The following is a 17,901-nucleotide window of genomic DNA, read 5'->3' on the forward strand; positions in this document are numbered from 1 at the left end:
CTACAGGTTGCCGACTAGGCTTTTAAAGCTCTTAGTTTATGTGCGTGTAGAGATTTAGCTTGTTTTATCTTTAAACCAAAATTCAATTTCATCTGTTTCGACTTCAAAAGTCGCGGAGTGCTCTACATTTGCCGGTACGTGGTACCACTGTCCAATGCCAATCCGTTGGGTGGCACCATTCATGGTGAGTATTAGTTCCCCCTTTGTGATAACGCCATGATTATCTGTGTCATGTGTATGGGGTGGAATGGACGTTCCAGCTGGATATGATGCGAAAAGAACATCACTGTTTTCTGCCTTAAGCTTGTAAGCATCAAAGCGACCATCGTAGGGAGGTAATTCCTTAATTTTGCTTGGGTAACTGCCTGGCATCTCTGCTTCCTTTTTGAGTGCTCATGTGTTTAGGGTCGGTTTTGTGTAACTTCTTGCCTGTTTAATAAAATTTCTGGCTGTGGATTAAATTTAGCAAGTCCAAATAGCTCTGGTCTATATGTTACGTAAATAGACTAAGATACAAATGAAATAGTTCCAATTATTGTTGCAATCTTTGTGAGAGCCTTTGTTTGGTAGTGTTTCTTGATTGTTCTACTTGTCCAAGGGAGAAAAGGATAGAGGTTTAGTTGTATGTTCTGTAATTATGCTGAATACAGAAATTTCAAATAGCATTATTGTGATTAACTCCAGTTACATTAAGTTGGAGATATACCATCCCTCTTATTCTTAAATTCAGTGAGTGGAATTAACTTAAAGCTTTCACTTAAGGTCTGTATCTTTTCAATCCTGTCACAGCGAAATACCCGCATATCCTCACGGAGCTTGTCCCAGGCTAGGATGTACCATACGGGATAACTAAGAAAGAGGTAGTGGGGTTCAATAGTACGTAGCGTTTCTTTCCCGCTTTCGTCACAATAGGTGATCTTTATGCGTTGAAGCATTAAGAAAGCCTGGTGGAGTTTCTCGACAGTTTTACGCTTTGGAGTTAAGAAATTTGAGAGCACAACCTCGGAAGCCGATTTTCCGATGATGATACGTGTCTTTATACCATTCACTTTACTTTTCATGGACGGTGAAAAGGAAGCCATTACTTTGTGGCGGATGCTACTTAGGTGTGCCATAAAGAGGGGGGACTTCATCTGTTCAGCAATAGCCAAACTGATCATCAGGTCAACAGCCTCTGTATAGTTTAAGTTGACACGACCAACGCCCCAGCGCTGGTCCAAACGGATTCCACCACCGCGCCCCACGTCCGTTTCAATCGGCAAGCCTCGGCTTCTCAACACCTCTATATCTCGATTCAGCGTCCGAATGCTAACGCCCACTTCCTTGGCAATTTCACCAATCGTGATGGGTTCGTCCGACTTTAATCGGGCAGTGATAACTTCAAGTCTATCTATTCGTGAGAGGGTAGATGTGCGCATAGTTATCAAAATATGCCATATAGTGTCATATTTATCCATAACCTACACCTCGTTCGGTGATATTGAATGATTACAAATTGATTGGAGGTTTTGGGTATATGGCGAAGGCAACTATTGGACGGTGTATTTTAGGTATCTTAGCCCTGTTTTTTATGGGGACTGGATTGGTGCTTATGATTAGTCCATCTGTCATGCTGGCCCACACATTTATCGGGCCTATTGATTCTGTGAGTGGGCTATCGAGTATTCGCTCTCTTTGGGGTGGGACAACAATCGCAATTTGGGCAATGGTTCTTCTTGGAGCGATAAGATATAACGTGGACTATATTATGGTTGGATTTATTGCATTGATGTTGGTTCTAGTTGGCCGATTAGTAGGCTATTTTATTGATGGATCTTATCCAGAACTTATCCCTACAGTGGTCCCAACAATTGTAGCTACTGTCATTATGATAATTGCTTGCAAGCTCATGGCACATACTACGGATGCTTAAATGTCGTTATAAGTGCAATCTAACCAAATTAAAGATAACAAGTTCTAGTTTGCTTAATTTGCAATCTATTTTGGATAGGGGTACTTAAAAAACAAATTTTCATATTGAAGTGATTTGCATTGTAGGAAATACTGAGATGCGCAGGCAGAATATCTTAATAGGTATTCTGCCTGCCCCTATTTTTTACCTAACATAATCGATATAGATATTGAGGAATAGGATAGTGTAGAATAAGTTGTATTTTATATCTATGTTCAAAACAAAACGGTTACCCAGGTAGTGATTGGTTAATTTAAAGAATAAATTATCTGATTAGTACTCTATTTTTGGCGCTGAAGGAATAGTAATGTCAAAAGATCCAAAGCTCGTTGCTGAGCAGCTTAGAAAACCATCTGGTACATTGGCTTCAGAAACCGCGCAGCAAATGAACAAAGCGAATAAAGCAACGAATCTTGCCGCTTTAACAGCTCTCAATGTGGTAGATGGTGATTCTGTTCTAGAAATTGGTCCGGGCAATGGCAAATTTGCAGTCGACGTAATTCGTAAGGGATCTTGTGTCCACTATACCGGCATTGATTGGTCGAGTGAAATGGTTGCAACCGCAAAGGGCCTAAATTTTGAATATATAGAGTTGGGGCAAATAGACTTTTTAGTTGGTAGCTCAGAAAGCCTGCCATTTGCCGATAAACAGTTCGATAAGGTTCTAGCCGTACACACAATATACTTTTGGGACACCCTAAAAACTCATCTAGCAGAGATATCCAGAGTACTAGCACCTAAAGGAAAGTTATGCCTGGCTTTTGGCGATAAATCTTTTATGCAAAATCTACCATTCACTCAATATGGATTCAGGCTGTTTGGTGAGGGTGATATTTGTGCCCAATTGTCTGACGCTGGATTTAAAGTTGTATCCCGCGGGAAGCATAGTGAGTATGGAGAAAGTAATACAGGGCAGCTTGTGGAGAAGAAAATTAATATAATTGTGTGTGAGCTGAATCCATAAGCAATTGCCAATCTTTGAAAATTGTGTCTTTCCGAAGAACACTTTTTATTTTGACTGATTAAATAGAAGTTCTGGATTGAATTAACTCCCTATCTTCTAGTGATTACTCCCCTATCGATCGTATGTAGCTGCATATACTCAGTCATTTGTCAGAGATTACAAAACTGCGGAAGCAAACGGTTCAGGTAGCTCTAGCGTATGTTAGAGCTACTAAGAGTCCGGGGGTATAGCCTTGGCGCTTACATAGTCCTGCAACTACAACGGTGCTTCAGCCGAGGAAGCTAGGGAGCCTCTGAATAACTCCGTAATGCCTCTGCGGGCCTTGAAGGCTGCAGATGTTAGGCGCAGCTCGCCGGGAATGGCCGCAGCCCTTTGCAAGAGCTGCAACGCAGCAGCCGTGGCCTTCAAGGACCGCCCTTTGGGGCTTGCAGAGCGATTCACACTCCGCGTTGCGACTTCTTGAAAGGTCTAGACATTCCTGCGAAGCCGCGCCTTGATTGTGAACCGCTCTGCATGCCAGAGGTGTCACGGAGTTATTCAGAGGCTCCCTAGAGCTACAATGATCAAGATCTAGTTGCATCAATACTAGAAAGCTCCAGCTCACTCACCGGGTATCCCTTTATGCCTATGAATCTTGCGCAGAAACTTATCCAAAGCCACCTCGTGAGTGGATCAATGGAGCCTGGCAGCCCAATAGAGATAAAGATCGATCAGACGCTAGCTCAGGATGGGACGGGAACACTTATCATGTTGGAGCTTGAGGCGCTTGGTTTGTCTCAAATCAAGACCGAGCTTTCAGCACAATATGTAGACCATAACCTGTTACAGACGGATTTTAAAAACGCCGACGATCATATATTCCTGCAAAGTGCCTGTCGTAAATTTGGAATTTGGTTTTCGCGGCCCGGTAATGGTGTCAGCCATCCAGTACAGATGGCTTGTTTCGATGTGCCTGGTAAGACATTACTTGGCGCCGATAGCCATACTTGTGCAGCGGGTTCTATGGGGATGCTGGCGATTGGTGCCGGTGGCCTACAGGTGGCAATGGCTATCGCAGGCGTCCCCTTTGCACTGAAAATGCCCAAAATACTCGGTGTGAAGCTCGAAGGTGAGCTGCCGCCATGGATTAGCGCTAAGAACATCATTCTGGAAATGTTGCGTCGGCAGTCTGTTAAGGGCTGTGTTAACAAGATTGTTGAATATTACGGTCCCGGCCTGGCTAAATTGACAGCGATGGATCGCCATGTGATCGCCAATATGGGGCAGGAAATGGGTACCACTACCAGCGTCTTTCCTGCGGATGAGGGTGTGAGAGCCTTCCTTAGACAGCAGCATCGTGAAAGTGACTTTGTCGAGATGAAGGCTGATGAAGGCGCGAGTTACGACGAAGAAGATACTATTGATTTATCAACTCTCGAGCCGCTAATTGCTTGCCCATCAAGCCCAGACAAAGTTGTGACGGTCCGAGAAGTGGCGGGCCGTCCGATCTACCAGAGCTATATAGGCTCTTCTGCCAACCCTGGATTGAGAGATTTTGCGATACCGGCACGTATGGTTTCAGGTCGCCGTATAGCCGATGACGTTTCCTTTGACATTAACCCGACCTCACGTCAGTTACTCGAAGAACTCAGTCGGAGCGGCGATCTAACAAAATTGCTTCAAGCTGGAGCTCGTTTGCATCAGACAGGATGCGGCGGCTGTATTGGCATGGGGCAGGCCCCCGCCAGTGGTGGTATAAGCTTGCGTACAGTCCCTCGCAACTTCCCCGGCCGCTCCGGCACCGCAGATGACCAAGTCTATTTGTGCAGTCCCGAAGTAGCCACTGCCAGTGCGTTAAGAGGAGTGATCACCGACCCTCGTGATCTGGATATGGACTACCCCAGCTTCCATGAGCCGGAATATCTACCTGATATACGTCCGTTATTACAGCCACCTCAAGAAATCCCAGTAGCAGTGGAGTTAATTAAAGGGCCAAATATCAAGCCCCTTCCTGATTTCGAAGAGCTCCCGAAAGTTTTAACTGGCCCATTATTGCTGAAAGCAGGGGACAATGTTTCCACTGATGAAATATTACCTGCTGGAGCAGAAATCTTACCGCTGCGCTCAAATATCCCCGCCATCAGCCGCTATACATTCTCACGAATCGATGAATCATTCTATGATCGGGCAGTGAAGCTCAATGGAGACTGTTTTGTTGTCGGTGGTGAAAATTATGGACAAGGCTCCAGCCGTGAGCATGCGGCGGTATCTTCACGTTTTCTTGGGGTGAGGTGCATAATTGCAAAAAGTATGGCCCGTATACACCGGCGTAATCTTATTAACTTCGGTGTGCTGCCATTGCTATTTGAGAATTTTGATGATTACAATCTTCTTCAACAGGGGGTAGCTCTTGAAATTGACAATCCAATTGCACAGATAAAGTCAAGCAGTTCAATTAAGTTAATAATTAAATCATCAGGAGAATGTATTAACTTGCGGAGTGATTTGGCTAAGGACGAAATTGAAGTGTTGGAAGCAGGAGGTATGATTAATCAGGTAAGAGAAAAATACCTAAGCTCTAATAAGTAGTATGAATTTCTATAGCTGTAATTTGATAAAGTCAACGCTGGTCCCGATCGGTAGCATTACTGATACCTATGGCTTCCTTGGTTGTTGACTAATATAGTAGCTATTTCTTCCAGCTCTTTATCAAAATACTCTGCATTCCTTTCTCCCGCTTTTTTTAACTTCTTCAGGTTTTCTGGTGTCGCATTGTCCATAGATGAGTCAGCAGCGTAAAGCTTTGGTTGTATCCGGTAGTAATTTGAATTCTCTACGGTAGAAGAAATTTGCTTCATATAGTAATGAACCATTTGCGCGCTTCCATTTACGGCGATATCAATGGCGGGCCTTGCCCAATTGAGTATCCCCCAATCTTTAACCTCCTTGTATTTGTATCCTGAAAGTTGCCTGCCAGTACCCAGAGATACAATAACCATATCCTTCATCCCAGAGACCCCGCTGAATTTGATGGCTTCGGAGTAGGCGCATAAAGCAGGATCACTGGCTACCATGCCGCCATCAATTAAGACATATTTATTGTTGGATGGAGGTAGTGAAAAGATGCGTGCTGGCTCAAAATAGGTTGGTACCGCGGTGCTTCCGAGTAGAAGGTCTTTAACCAGAAAGTCTTCATTCTTTACTATGGCACAATGTTGCCTAAAAATGACTTGTTCCCGCTTTTTGATATCATAGGAAACAAAGCAGCAGGGCTTTAATAGATTACTAAGTTTCATTTTCCCAAAGAATTGCGATAAAACCCTGTCCAACTCCATGGAACAGTACTTTTCCTCCTTCAATAACTTTAACTTTTCTAGAAAAGGCCATGAGCCTGAGCCAAATACCTTCTCGCCTTCCTTAAGGTAGAGGCTGACAGCATCCTGGGCAGAAAATTTTGGTTTTCCTTGCTTGTTAGGGCAGATGTAGGCGGCACCTAATATTGCACCGGTACTTGTTCCGGCCACCAGGTCGAAGTACTCGCCTATCCTGGCGTCAGGATTGCCTGATTTCACCTTTAGCTTGTGCTCAAGGGACACCAGTATCTGGCCAGGCAAGATTCCCCGGATTCCTCCACCATCGATAGAAAGGATTCTGATAGCCATTGCCGATGCCCTCTGGCTCCGTAGATTGTACGCGACCCTAGAAACATAGCATTTGGTAACAGGGGTAATACTTCATATACCCTGAATACCAATAAAAAAGCATATAATATCAATAAGTTAGGCGCACCTATCACCATGCTGAGTTTATTAATATGGTTAAGGTAAAGAAACTAATATAAGGATTGATAGGCATGGGAATTAGCGGGTCTCTGAGCTGACGCCTAAAGCTCAACGGCTAGAGTCTCGTGGAGTTAGTCGGAACATAAAAGTAGATTCTTACGCAACGCCGATTACTGTGCACCGGTGCAGCCGTTTGAAGTCTCTATGGTATATTTGGCGACTCTTACGCTATTTTTATAAGTGATGCTTGCAATACAAACCGTATCACCTGGGTGTAGGTTCATATCGCTGCCCACATCAATCACCTTGCGATTCTTCAGCTCTACTTGATATTGGTATTTTGGTATGTGAGCGGCATTGGAGCGACCAATATAAAATTTTGATTTGATTGTACCATTTTGCTTTACAACCTTCTCGGTGTTTCTGGCCAGGTTAATAACATGAAGTAACACCAGTAATAGAAGGAGAACTATTAGGCTAAATCCTTTCCACTCCCTAAAGTAAAATAATAGAATCTTGAGTGTTCTCATTGAGTATATATAAAAATAAATTATTCCTTAATTTCAGAGTCAAGTATATTTAGGAGAAAATTTGCAGTTTTACTAAAGTCCCTTTCCACATCGGGAGCAACACTTAGTCCATTCCAGCGCTGAACGGTCCTTTTTTGGCCTCCATAGGCAGCCTCAATATAAACGGTCTCCCCATCGAACCCCAAAGGGCATTTATTAGGTTCGGAGGAATCTATTTTCGTTGATAATTTTGGAGGCTTGGCACAGTACAAATCAATTAATCTATCATAACTTTCTAATTCAAAGAGGTTGAGATCCTTAAATTGGGAAACCATGTCCTTGTACTGGGATAACGATAGAGGATATTTACCATTTACATCTAGTGTCCCGTCATGGCGTTGGTAAACCGTTGTTATCTTGGCTTGTCCGAATGATGGAGCAAAAACAATACGAAATCCTGCAACATACTCAGGACTTAGGCCGCATAGTAGCTGAGCATTGAATTTTTTGAGCTGATTTTTATAGCGATCTGAGTCTCCGTCGCTAGTACAATTTATACCTCCTGCAAAAACTGCTGCGGGGATAAGTGTAATCAAGAGTACCAATATACGCATAAAATCTCTAAACGGTACCATTTAGCTTTTCTAGTTTTTGACTATGGGGATTGTGAGGGAATCTTATAGATCACATACTGACGCCCACGATAGTCGATACCTTCTGAAAGGTAAAGCCATCTTGATACGGCGACTTTAACGGGGGTATCCCATGCTTTATCAGATGAACCTTCGATCTTTATTTCCCCAGGAACAAGACCTCCACCTTCAGACGTCGTTTTCTCCACCAGTCTAAAGGATACGACTACGCATACGGGTAAGTTCCTGTTAGTGCCTATTGGACGCAGTGGTGCGACCTTTATTACTGGGTTGGCTTTAGATTCAGGAATGTTGAGATTTAATTTAGGGCAATTATTTACATCCCCTCTTGCTATAGAAGCCATAGAGAATAGGGTCAAAATTATAACTAATGAGTTCTTCATTTGTTGACGCCTTGAGCCTTACTAAGGTGTTATTAGATAGTATAAAAGCCAATAATAGACTTGTCTGTTGACTAATAGCATAGGTATTTGTTCTAAAATCACATAAGTGACTAGATGGTTATTTTGAGCGAAATTTCTTTAAGGCTACTGAACACCAGTTAGTAGCCTTGGTAGTTATTACAGCAATAACCTATCTTCAATTGGAGTGAATTTGCTCGCCGCATTAATTAATGCTCCAGCCGTCAATTCCGGAACACCATATACTTCAACCTTCTTGCCTCTATCTAACCTGAGCTTATGGGCAAGAATGTCAAAGTCGCCATCTCCTGACACTAAAATCACTGTATCTACCGAGCTTGAATATTCCATAGCATCAATAGTTATGCCCACATCCCAGTCGCCTTTAGCTGATCCGTCGGATCTTTGGGTGAAGGGCTTTAACTTCACTTCAAAACCAATCGACCTTAAGATGTTTTGAAATTCATACTGTTTTCTATCACCACGGTCGATTGCGTAAGCTATGGCTTTAACAACTTTTTTACCCCCTGTCACCTCCCGCCAAAACTTGTTGTAGTCAAAGTTTCGTTTATAGATTTGTCGACATGTGTAATAAACATTTTGCACATCAACAAATATGGCAACCTTTTCCATTTGGGAATCCAGTTATTATAAAATTCTGAAATTGACAGTGAAGTTATGATCTGTCTGCATCAGGGTGGATGCATTAAGCCACTAGTTTTACATACTTAAGCGATGATTGTCAGCCAAATTTAGAGGTGAGGAACATCTCGGCAACAAAGCCAATTTATCAGTAGCTGATGAGTTGTGTCGAGATATATAGTGTTGAGCAGTGGCCTTATGAAGTAGCATGTCTCGCTTATATGCACATGCTATCCCCAGATGGCCACTTTACAGTGGGTATCCTACCGTGAACGCCTTCTTTGCGGGATTCTGTGTGGATAATCAGAAAGGGAATTTTCTAGAGAAATGGATACTAAGTAGCGGATTGTTGTTCCAGCCAGTTTAAAATCACTTGATTGGTTTCTTCCGGTCTTTCCTGTTGAATCCAATGGCCGCAATTAAGGTTCACCTCATCTACATTGGGAACGAAATCTTTGATATCTGGAGACCTAGGTATCAAATCATGATCGCCGTAAATCATAAGGGTCGGCTTTTGGATAACTGGGTCTACATCTGCCAAGATGTGCCAATTGCGATCCAGGTTTCTATACCAATTTATGCTACTTGTAAAACCCGTTTTTTCAAATGCGGAAACGAATACAGCCAGTTCACTATCATTCAGCAAGGGGGCACCAAGCGGTGATGCTGCTCTCGCGAGATTGATCATTACCATACCAGGCTCCGGCGGGGTAGGAGGCACGTCTTTGCGGAGCAAATTGTGAAGGAACTGGGAAGCGTTCTTGTCTAACACTGCGTCCGCAACACCTGGCTGCCTATTGAAGTGCACAAAATAATAATCGCTCCCAAGGAGTTCCTCCATAAACTCGATCCAAGGTTTTTCTGTTCGGGCTTGATAAGGCAGTGCGAGGTTTATAATTTTATTAACACGGCTTGGGTGTAATAGCGCTATTCCCCAAATGACCATTGCACCCCAATCATGACCGATAAAAGTGGCATCTTGGTATCCGTAGTGATCCAGAAGTGCAGCTAGGTCGCCGGTTAATTGTTCGATGTCATAGCTGGTTACTTCCGTTGGGCGGGATGAGTTGCCATAGCCTCGCTGATTGGGAACGATAACGTGGTAGCCCGCTGCGGCGAGAGCGGGTATTTGGTGGCGCCAGGAAAAGGCATGTTCCGGCCATCCGTGACAAAGCACAACGGGGTTTCCTGTGTTCTGTTGGCCCGCTTCAAAGACCTCCAGCTCTATGCCATTCACCGAGATAAGAGTAGGTGTGGGGAAATCGGGTATTCTAGACAATTTACTTCCTCTTTTTTGGGGAGGTCTTGAGAGCTGCTATTTACCAACAGGCTCCGCTTTCTATCCTTAAGGGTTGTTCCAACTTCAACATCCCTTTGCTGGATCGTGAGTGCATAGGCTAGAATCTAATGGTGCCAAAAACTGTCACCATTTATTAATGTCTGTGTAAAATGAATGTACGTCTCCGACAAGACGCCATAGTGCGAAGCCTTCGCCGAAAGGGCACTTTGACGATTGCCGATTTAGCCGCTGAAGTTGGCGCATCCAGGCGCACAGTGCTGCGTGATATCAGCTCGTTGCGGGATGAGGGCTTTGTTATCCGTTCTGAACCTGGCCCTGGGGGCGGCCTGCAACTTGATCCGCAATCGGTTCAAACTACAGCTCGGCTCTCGGTCGCTGAGATTTTTGCGCTGCTTATTAGCGTTGCATCCGTGCGTGCAGCAGGGAGTTTGCCCTTCTCGGATCTTGCGGATGCCGGGCTGGCAAAAATAGAGAAGGCTTTACCCGTTGATAAGGTGCGTGATTTACGCAGGTTTATGGATTGCCTGTACATCGGCAAGCTTTCACCGGAGGTAGACGTATCTAATGTCGGAGAGATGTCGCCCTTACTACTGCCTACATTTGAAACGGCTTTTCTTCAGCGACTATACCTGAGCTTCCAATATCGTGATGCGAAAGGGGCAGTAACTAGCCGGGTTGTTGAACCGCAAGCTATGTTGATCTTACCACCCGTATGGTATCTGGTAGCTTGGGACCCTGCTCGCAATGACTTTCGTCATTTTCGAATGGATCGGATTAGCCAACCTGAATACCTTTTGGATAAGAAATTTCGAAGACGACATATAGTCTTCGAAGATGGCGTATCTCCTATTCGTGACAATCCCAAAGTTTCAAGATGATTGGGTTCTTGGCGGTAAGTATGATCGCTCTCGCGAAAGGCCAATAATTGGTGGCAGTGTAACCCATTAGCTAACTCGACTCTGCCCCCAATAATTGGTCCAGGTTTTCCACTCACAGATTTTACTTGCCTATCTTCTGTTCCCTCTGGATACGGTTATAAATTTCTTCGCGGTGAACCGCTAAAGATTTGGGGGCTTTTATTCCTACTTGTACTTGATTGCCTTTAACGTTCAATACAGTGATTGAGACATTAGCCCCAATTCTGAGGTTTTGGCCAATTCGGCGAGTCAAAATCAACATATGTTATTCCCTAATGATACTCAAACCATGGATAGCCTTTCCGCAATGGGAAAGCTTAGAAAGAAAGTTGAAGAGTGAATGCGGGGTGGGGCACGGGAACGGTAGGCATAAAAGTAGAAAAGACGGACACAACGCTGCCAGAACTTGAGTAATTGCCTCAAGTTACTGAATGTGCTCCACTTTATTGAAGACGAGCGGGTTTCTAGCGTATCATCCATACAGCCATCTTGATAGTGAGTGTATCAATTTGGTTAGCTGGCCCCTGGTGTTGGTAGCACCTTGGGTCAGCGACTTTTACTTACTTTTATGTCACGCTACCGTTCTCCTTTGAGGGAATAGGCTATTTATAAAGCTCTTTAATATTTTGCATTCGATTTGCTTACAAATAACGCTGCTCAGCAGCGATCAAAATATCGAGAAATATTCAGTTACCTTACGCAGTTTTGTTACTGAAAACAATCTGAATAAATTCCAATAAGATCATTTCTGCGCCTATCTTTTCAGCTGTATTTAAGGTTTTAAAAATATGCTACCTGCTGTTGGCAGTTTGATATTGTTGGGCCCATAGTTGATCTAGATTAAATTGGCTAAATTAAATTACTGGTATACATCGCAAATATCTCTTTTGATTCTTGTAAGTAAGTAGGTGCCTTAGTTCAAGGGTGGTTTGTATTTTTCTATTTTATTTGCGGGGCTCTTATCGCAGTAATTATGGCTGCGAATTTAGATTAACGAAATGGCACAAAGTGAAGTAATCTCACTCTTCGTTAGGTTACAGTGCAGCAGGATGTGGAGTGGGTACTTCAGCTGTTGAGTTAAAAGTTATAATCTAGACAGAATTGAAACTTATCAATATTTAAAATATAGACGGTATGAGTACGCAAGATATAGAAAGTCGACTTCTGGGCATCAAACAACAACTTAAGCGGCTGAGTGGTTTGGATAAGGATTGTTCTCTCTTTGGTGCAGAGCGCTGGAACTATAACTTCCGTCGGTTTTCGGAGGAAGAAGTTAACGGTATCGAGAAGAAATACAACATTTCTTTACCGCAGGAGTTTCGGGCCTTTCTTCTTGAGATTGGTTTTGGGGCTGGGCATTCTTATGGTGCTAATGTAGAGGGTCTTCCGCACTACTACCAGGATGACGAAGATGAATATCCGATGTCAGAAGGCACCATTGATATTGCAGAAATAGGCTGTGGTATTGAATTTATGTTAGTTATTAACGGTGCTCATAGGGGAGAAGTATGGGTTACTCAGAGTTACCGTGAGCCACAGCCTTGGTCTAGTAGCTATCTTAACTGGTATGAAGACTGGCTGGCTAAAAGCATCGAGAGCATAGAAGTACCGCAAAACCCTCCCAAGGGCTGACTACCACAGCTTTCCTCAAAATACTCCCGGTAGCTAGCAGGATACACATTGTTCTACGACAACCCCTCTGCTTCTCCCTTGCATTGAGTTGAGCGGTGTAGCCTATGTACTACTCACCGGTGTTCCCTCACCTTAAGCATTGTTAATCATTTTTTAATCAAAAAATAGATCGCTGATCGTTTCTTATACAGTCTATGGCTTGTCCCAGCACTTTATACGACTGGGTTGCCAATACACAGGAAGTGTATATCTGCGGCTATGGCGTAAACGGTAATTCCCCTCGTACCAAACTCCTTGATAACACTGGTAATTTCGCGTGCAGAAGGGCGATTTGAGCGGAGTGGGCCCTGGACTGGCGGCAATAGTGACTTGACAGTTCCTGAACCTCTTACCGTATACTGTATGCATGTACAGTATCTTGAGTGGAGGTAGCAATGGGAGCCAGAAGTATCACTATTGACGGGGAGCCGATCCGGATCTGCCGTTACCGATCGGGTTATAACAACCGGGCAATGTACGCTATCTGTATCCTTAACTATACAAAATACGTACGCAGCTTTTCGGTATCAGTAGAGATGAATCTACGCGAGGAGTTAGAGCTGACCCTGGCGCAAATGCGAGGAGTTGAGCGAAGTATAAATTGGATGGAAGTATCAGCTTAGGAATGTAAGGACTTAAGCTGTTTTTATGGATAAGGAGCAAATTATGGGAAGAAAAATCAATCGGTTTGCAATTTTTGCAGAGCGGGTCCATTTAATGAATGGTGGTGCAAAAAGCTTTAGGGATTCTGCACCAACAGAGGAAGCCGCAAAGGAACTGGCAGGAGAAATTGCTAAATCTGAAAAAGCATTGTTTTATTCCTGGCTACAAATTCTCGATATAATGACTGGGAGTTATACAGAATACTCAATCAAGAGGGGTGGGGTATTGGAAGAAAGGGAGTGCCCCAAATAATAGGAGCCTGGTAACTAAGGTAGACTTAATGAACGAAGACAGAGGGTAGAAAAAGTAAGTAATAGTTACATGTATAGCGTGAGTAATTTAAAGTTCAGGTTAAGGCAGGTTGTGGTTTGATAATCTACCGAGTGACCAGAGCTATTTACAGGGTAAAGTTGAATGGCTCTGGCTACGGCACAGTTAGAAAAACTCCAAGCTGAAATTGATGAAAATCAATTTCTGACAAATATCATTAAAATAAAGCCCCTTTGTACATAATTAGGCTCAGTAGTGGTAGAGTCTAGTTCTAACAGAAATAGAACGCTGGCGGTCAGTACCTAACTTATCCATCTACTCAATTTACGAATGAACCGGTGGTTATTAGCAGCTACTAGCGGGGCAGAAATAATCAGTACACCCTGGTAATATAAACTGCATGAAATACGATGCCAGAAAACTTAGTACTGAGGAGCAGCACCTCATACGTAAAATTGCTGTTCAGCGAGTATTTGATGGAGAATCTGCGGCGGAGGTTAGTCGTAGCTTAGGGCTGGGGAGCAGAACTATTTTCCCATGGTTAAGGACTGCTCGGGAGAAAGGTATTGAAGCGCTATCTCCAAAAATTAGACCTGGACGCGGTAGAAAACTGTCAGCTATTGAAGAAGAGGAAGTCAAACGATGGATTATTGGTGGCGATCCAAGGCAATATGGCTTTGATTTCGGATTGTGGACACGTCAGATCGTATCGGATTTGATTTTTGAGAGATTCAAAATTGAACTTAGCGTTTCTAGTGTCGGCACACTTCTACATCGACTGGGCCTGACGCCACAAAAGCCTCTACGAAGAGCTTACGAGAGAGATGAGAAGGCGGTGAATAAATGGGTAAAGGAAGTCTATCCAAAGATTAAATCTTATGCGAAAAAAACTGGTGCAGAAATATTTTGGCTGGACGAGGCTAGTATCAGATCAGACGATCCACTCCAAAGGACATGGGGAGAAAAAGGAAAAACTCCAGTGGTAAAAACGAGTGGTCAAAGACAGTCAATCAATGCGATCTCAGCTTTATCGAATAGAGGTGGCTTCTGGTATCATATTTATAGTGGAAAGTTCACGGCAGAAAAGTGCGTAGAATGCTTCAAAAATTTCCAGAGAAGTCAGAAAAGACCAGTGATTCTCATTGTTGATGGGCACCCAGTACACAAATCGAAAAAGGTATTGGAGTATGTCGATTCACAGGATGGAAAGCTTGAAATGGTGCTCTTACCGCCATATGCACCAAACCTAAATCCAGATGAGTTGGTCTGGAATCATATGAGAAATATAGGGACTTCAAAGAGGCCGCTGAAAAAAGGTGAGACACTACTGAGTCGTGCAAATGCAGATTTGCAGAGCATCAAGAAAAATAGAAAACTTGTGAAATCATTTTTTCAAGAGTCGACTGTATTCTTTGCTGCTGCCTAGGTAGTAACTGGATGGTAAGCACACATAGTTAACTTCACTCTCGACTTTCTTAGCCCAGGAAGTTTCAATCCAATAGTTTTCTTAAGCAGAAAAGGCATGACAGCGAAAAGTCGTGCCGTTGGAAGTATTTATAAGGAGTCTTAAAATGGCAAATCGTTCTTATCTTTATAGTCTTAGTAATCAACCTAAATCCTATTCAGACCGCCCCGAGACTATCTCTGGCTTATCTGAATGGCCATATAACATTCCCTTCACTTATCGTATATTAATGTCCGGGAATCCCATTCTGTGCGCGTCACTGGTCTCGGATGGCTTTGAGGGCGATTCACCTGATGATAAAACTCAACTTTATGCTATTAGTAGTGACTTTGAGGCAGGATTTACGCGGTTAAAGAAATTTGTTGAAGTTCTGCGAGTTATTAGCAAAGACATTACGGATCTGCCGGATTCAATGCTAAATGAAACGTTAGAATTCCTTCAAGAGCATAAGGATAGGCATTTACTGCTTGAGACTATCGAACTGGACTGTATGGATGGCTCTGAAGAGTCAGTCCGGCGTGGCTACGTTGAATCCGAAATTATCGCTTGCCGTGAAGCTGGAGCAGCTATTGATTCACTTCCTGAAGACCCAGAGGTATCGGCTGATATTGTAAAGGGTGCAGCAGAAAACAATTCAGAACCTGTTTTAAGTCCATTTTATGGGCTCCAGTTCAATGATGAATTTGACAACGTTGAGAGTGAGCCTCCGGTGGGTTTGTATTGGAGTGATATCCTTTATTACGATTTAGAGAGCAAAAAGGAATTTGAAGAGTCTCTTGAATAATTGAATTAAAGTTTTTCAAGTTTTTTAGTTGGTATTGAGCTAACCTGAAAGGTCATTGCATGTGTATTTATGTGTCTTATCAGCTTGGTATAGCATCACTATCGATAGGGAATGTGAGCATGCAGCCTGGGTTATATGTGTAATGTTGCAAGGCCGTAATTTTAGTGGTTTTTCGGGAGATTAATATGACTAATAAAATATATTTTATATTTTTAATTTAACTCACTGGTGGTAACACTCATATTTTTTGGGGGTCTGTACTCCTGCTGTAGAGTTAATGAAAAATGTAATGGCTATATAAGATAGCCTTCTAGGAAGACTTGAGGGCTATACATAATAGTTGTTAGCCCTCAAATTAATTAACTTTTTAGTTGTGCAGTATTTGGGATCAAATTTATCAGCTTTCAAGATGAGTATTGCTTGAAGTTGCCAGTTTTTCGTGATGCCAAAACAGTCCATTATCCAGATGATTTAGAGTGAATATATAGGGGGTCACCAATTGGATAACTATTAGATAGAGGTCTGGCTTTTATACGATTTTCAATAAAATCATCAATTTCTCGTGAATTTTCTTTTTTAATGACTGTGTCTTTATCCTCCACCTTACTCCATTCATACATTACGTGTTTTGCATGTTCAATCTCTTGATTTGTAATAGATAGTATAGGCCTGTCGCAAATGATTGAATCTTTGTTGAGATTTGTTTCAACTTTTTTCTTGTTTGCTGCCTCCTTTTTGGATAGATTTAAATTAAGTGTATTGATAATGTTAGTTGAAAACTTTAAAAAAGATGTTATCTCTATTCGTTTTTCGAGCTCATAAGAACAGTTGACTTCACTGGCTGAGCGTGTAACTACAAATCGAAAGCTAATAAAAAATTTATGGTCAATTGGGGCAAAGAGATTTATTGTCAAGGGGGTATTGATTAGCGGTTGGCTTTCAAAATAAAGCCAATCATTATTCCCTTGTTTAACCCATTGGCAATTTAGTGGGCCTAAATGGCTAGACCATTTTTCCTGTGTCAGATCAAAAAGGTCGTCTTTTTTTGCGCTATGAAGATCTTGTAAAGTAGAAAAATTAAATCTTCGGTAAGCTGATTGGGCCAAAATTGTTTTATTAAACAAGCTCTCATTGATTGGAAGATCTTCAATATAGTTTATATCTATTAAACAATTAATATGGCCGCAATACCCCTGAATAATCGGTAAACCCCTAAAGGCCCAGCGATTGGAGTAAATTCTTTTAGAACGTATATCCTGGCACTCTTGAGTCTCACCAGATAATCTGCTTGATGAAAGAACTTTAAATTCTTCTAAATCTTCAAGCTTTAACTCATCTGGCTCTGCTTCCCATTTGTCATTGGAGGAAAATGGATCATCAGGGGGTGGAGCAAAAAAGGAAAGCTCGCTTCCAGAGATATTCTTTGTTACCTTCCTGAATTTATTTAGATTCGGTCCCTTAGGATTTTTTTCAGTGCCAAGCATCACATTGATATCTATATTCTATTCTGAGAAGGTTTTGTTAGCCAAGTTTTTTACAGGGTCGAGAGGACCTGAATGATAGCCTTCATTAAGGCTTGGTACACTAGAAATAGCTACTCCTGCAACAGCTGACATGAGTGCTTTTGCAAAAGTCACAGTAAGGCCAAATTCTACAGCGAGTTTAACTGCCCCGCCAACAGTCCCGTAAAACTTTGACACCTCATATATTGTAGAGATATCTTTTCCAGGCCTTTGTTCACGTGGTGTATGTTTGATTAGCTCATTAATTGAAATAGCAAGATCAGTCATGCCTAAACTCCTTCGCCCTACTAACTGATCAATTCTTGGTTCGGAATTATACTACTTACTTTCTTTGAGGATAATACGTATCTTTTGGTGAGTCCCATATGAAAAGAGAGAGGTAAAGTCAGATTGAAACTCTAAGGGCAGGGAGAGACCCTTAGAGTAA

At 42.6% G+C, this 17,901-nt stretch carries 20 protein-coding genes; 9 read left to right on the forward strand and 11 right to left on the reverse strand.

Annotation, left to right across the window (positions count from 1 at the left end):
- Positions 1-54: 54 nt before the first annotated feature.
- Complete coding sequence (locus ACJJIQ_RS01395) at positions 55-372, reverse strand: cupin domain-containing protein (RefSeq protein WP_445363465.1); 318 nt, start codon at positions 370-372, stop codon at positions 55-57.
- A gap of 317 nt (positions 373-689) precedes the next feature.
- Positions 690-1,457 carry a helix-turn-helix transcriptional regulator gene (locus ACJJIQ_RS01400; protein WP_445363466.1) on the reverse strand — a complete coding sequence of 256 codons (768 nt, stop codon included), beginning with the start codon at positions 1,455-1,457 and terminating at the stop codon, positions 690-692.
- Between the two features lie 59 nt (positions 1,458-1,516).
- Here ACJJIQ_RS01400 and ACJJIQ_RS01405 point away from each other — a divergent pair, with 59 nt between their 5' ends.
- The 3 genes from ACJJIQ_RS01405 to ACJJIQ_RS01415 all read left to right on the forward strand — a co-directional run bounded on the left by ACJJIQ_RS01405 (position 1,517) and on the right by ACJJIQ_RS01415 (position 5,483).
- Positions 1,517-1,912, forward strand: a complete 396-nt coding sequence (locus ACJJIQ_RS01405; RefSeq protein WP_445363467.1) for a DUF4345 family protein — start codon at positions 1,517-1,519, stop codon at positions 1,910-1,912.
- A 346-nt stretch (positions 1,913-2,258) separates the two neighbouring features.
- Entirely contained in the window at positions 2,259-2,915 is a 657-nt protein-coding gene (locus tag ACJJIQ_RS01410) for a class I SAM-dependent methyltransferase (protein ID WP_445363468.1), read from the forward strand.
- 621 nt (positions 2,916-3,536) lie between these two features.
- The gene (locus ACJJIQ_RS01415; RefSeq protein WP_445363469.1) at positions 3,537-5,483 is read left to right on the forward strand and encodes an aconitate hydratase; all 1,947 of its coding nucleotides are present in this window, start codon (positions 3,537-3,539) and stop codon (positions 5,481-5,483) included.
- A gap of 56 nt (positions 5,484-5,539) precedes the next feature.
- Here the strand turns inward: ACJJIQ_RS01415 and ACJJIQ_RS01420 are convergent, their stop codons facing one another.
- From ACJJIQ_RS01420 to ACJJIQ_RS01445, 6 genes are all read right to left on the reverse strand, one after another.
- The gene (locus ACJJIQ_RS01420; protein ID WP_445363470.1) at positions 5,540-6,556 is read right to left on the reverse strand and encodes a patatin-like phospholipase family protein; all 1,017 of its coding nucleotides are present in this window, start codon (positions 6,554-6,556) and stop codon (positions 5,540-5,542) included.
- A 290-nt stretch (positions 6,557-6,846) separates the two neighbouring features.
- Positions 6,847-7,206: a hypothetical protein gene (locus tag ACJJIQ_RS01425; RefSeq protein WP_445363471.1), complete on the reverse strand. Its 360-nt coding sequence runs from the start codon at positions 7,204-7,206 to the stop codon at positions 6,847-6,849.
- A gap of 20 nt (positions 7,207-7,226) precedes the next feature.
- A complete protein-coding gene (locus tag ACJJIQ_RS01430) occupies positions 7,227-7,799 on the reverse strand; it encodes a hypothetical protein (protein ID WP_445363472.1) in 573 nt (190 codons plus the stop codon).
- A 41-nt stretch (positions 7,800-7,840) separates the two neighbouring features.
- Entirely contained in the window at positions 7,841-8,221 is a 381-nt protein-coding gene (locus ACJJIQ_RS01435) for a hypothetical protein (protein WP_444912271.1), read from the reverse strand.
- A 177-nt stretch (positions 8,222-8,398) separates the two neighbouring features.
- Positions 8,399-8,872, reverse strand: a complete 474-nt coding sequence (locus ACJJIQ_RS01440) for a LabA-like NYN domain-containing protein (RefSeq protein ID WP_444894959.1) — start codon at positions 8,870-8,872, stop codon at positions 8,399-8,401.
- Between the two features lie 343 nt (positions 8,873-9,215).
- Entirely contained in the window at positions 9,216-10,160 is a 945-nt protein-coding gene (locus ACJJIQ_RS01445) for an alpha/beta fold hydrolase (protein WP_444942527.1), read from the reverse strand.
- Between the two features lie 170 nt (positions 10,161-10,330).
- Here ACJJIQ_RS01445 and ACJJIQ_RS01450 point away from each other — a divergent pair, with 170 nt between their 5' ends.
- Positions 10,331-11,059: a helix-turn-helix transcriptional regulator gene (locus ACJJIQ_RS01450; RefSeq protein ID WP_413664679.1), complete on the forward strand. Its 729-nt coding sequence runs from the start codon at positions 10,331-10,333 to the stop codon at positions 11,057-11,059.
- A 121-nt stretch (positions 11,060-11,180) separates the two neighbouring features.
- On the opposite strand, the gene csrA is transcribed toward ACJJIQ_RS01450, so the two are convergent.
- The gene (gene csrA, locus ACJJIQ_RS01455) at positions 11,181-11,360 is read right to left on the reverse strand and encodes a carbon storage regulator CsrA (protein ID WP_299588813.1); all 180 of its coding nucleotides are present in this window, start codon (positions 11,358-11,360) and stop codon (positions 11,181-11,183) included.
- Positions 11,361-12,232: 872 nt separating this feature from the next.
- Here csrA and ACJJIQ_RS01460 point away from each other — a divergent pair.
- The 5 genes from ACJJIQ_RS01460 to ACJJIQ_RS01480 all read left to right on the forward strand — a co-directional run bounded on the left by ACJJIQ_RS01460 (position 12,233) and on the right by ACJJIQ_RS01480 (position 15,951).
- Positions 12,233-12,730: an SMI1/KNR4 family protein gene (locus ACJJIQ_RS01460; protein WP_445363473.1), complete on the forward strand. Its 498-nt coding sequence runs from the start codon at positions 12,233-12,235 to the stop codon at positions 12,728-12,730.
- Between the two features lie 434 nt (positions 12,731-13,164).
- Positions 13,165-13,392 carry a hypothetical protein gene (locus ACJJIQ_RS01465; RefSeq protein WP_445363474.1) on the forward strand — a complete coding sequence of 76 codons (228 nt, stop codon included), beginning with the start codon at positions 13,165-13,167 and terminating at the stop codon, positions 13,390-13,392.
- Between the two features lie 43 nt (positions 13,393-13,435).
- Positions 13,436-13,684, forward strand: a complete 249-nt coding sequence (locus ACJJIQ_RS01470) for a hypothetical protein (protein WP_445363475.1) — start codon at positions 13,436-13,438, stop codon at positions 13,682-13,684.
- 418 nt (positions 13,685-14,102) lie between these two features.
- Positions 14,103-15,128, forward strand: coding sequence for an IS630 family transposase (locus ACJJIQ_RS01475; RefSeq protein WP_445363476.1), 1,026 nt, complete (start codon positions 14,103-14,105; stop codon positions 15,126-15,128).
- 145 nt (positions 15,129-15,273) lie between these two features.
- Positions 15,274-15,951, forward strand: coding sequence for a DUF7822 domain-containing protein (locus ACJJIQ_RS01480; RefSeq protein WP_445363477.1), 678 nt, complete (start codon positions 15,274-15,276; stop codon positions 15,949-15,951).
- Positions 15,952-16,409: 458 nt separating this feature from the next.
- On the opposite strand, the gene ACJJIQ_RS01485 is transcribed toward ACJJIQ_RS01480, so the two are convergent.
- Entirely contained in the window at positions 16,410-17,435 is a 1,026-nt protein-coding gene (locus ACJJIQ_RS01485; protein WP_445363478.1) for a hypothetical protein, read from the reverse strand.
- 18 nt (positions 17,436-17,453) lie between these two features.
- Positions 17,454-17,741 carry a hypothetical protein gene (locus ACJJIQ_RS01490; protein WP_445363479.1) on the reverse strand — a complete coding sequence of 96 codons (288 nt, stop codon included), beginning with the start codon at positions 17,739-17,741 and terminating at the stop codon, positions 17,454-17,456.
- Positions 17,742-17,901: the final 160 nt, after the last annotated feature.

This window comes from Microbulbifer maximicatervae (SeqCode), from assembly GCF_052468295.1.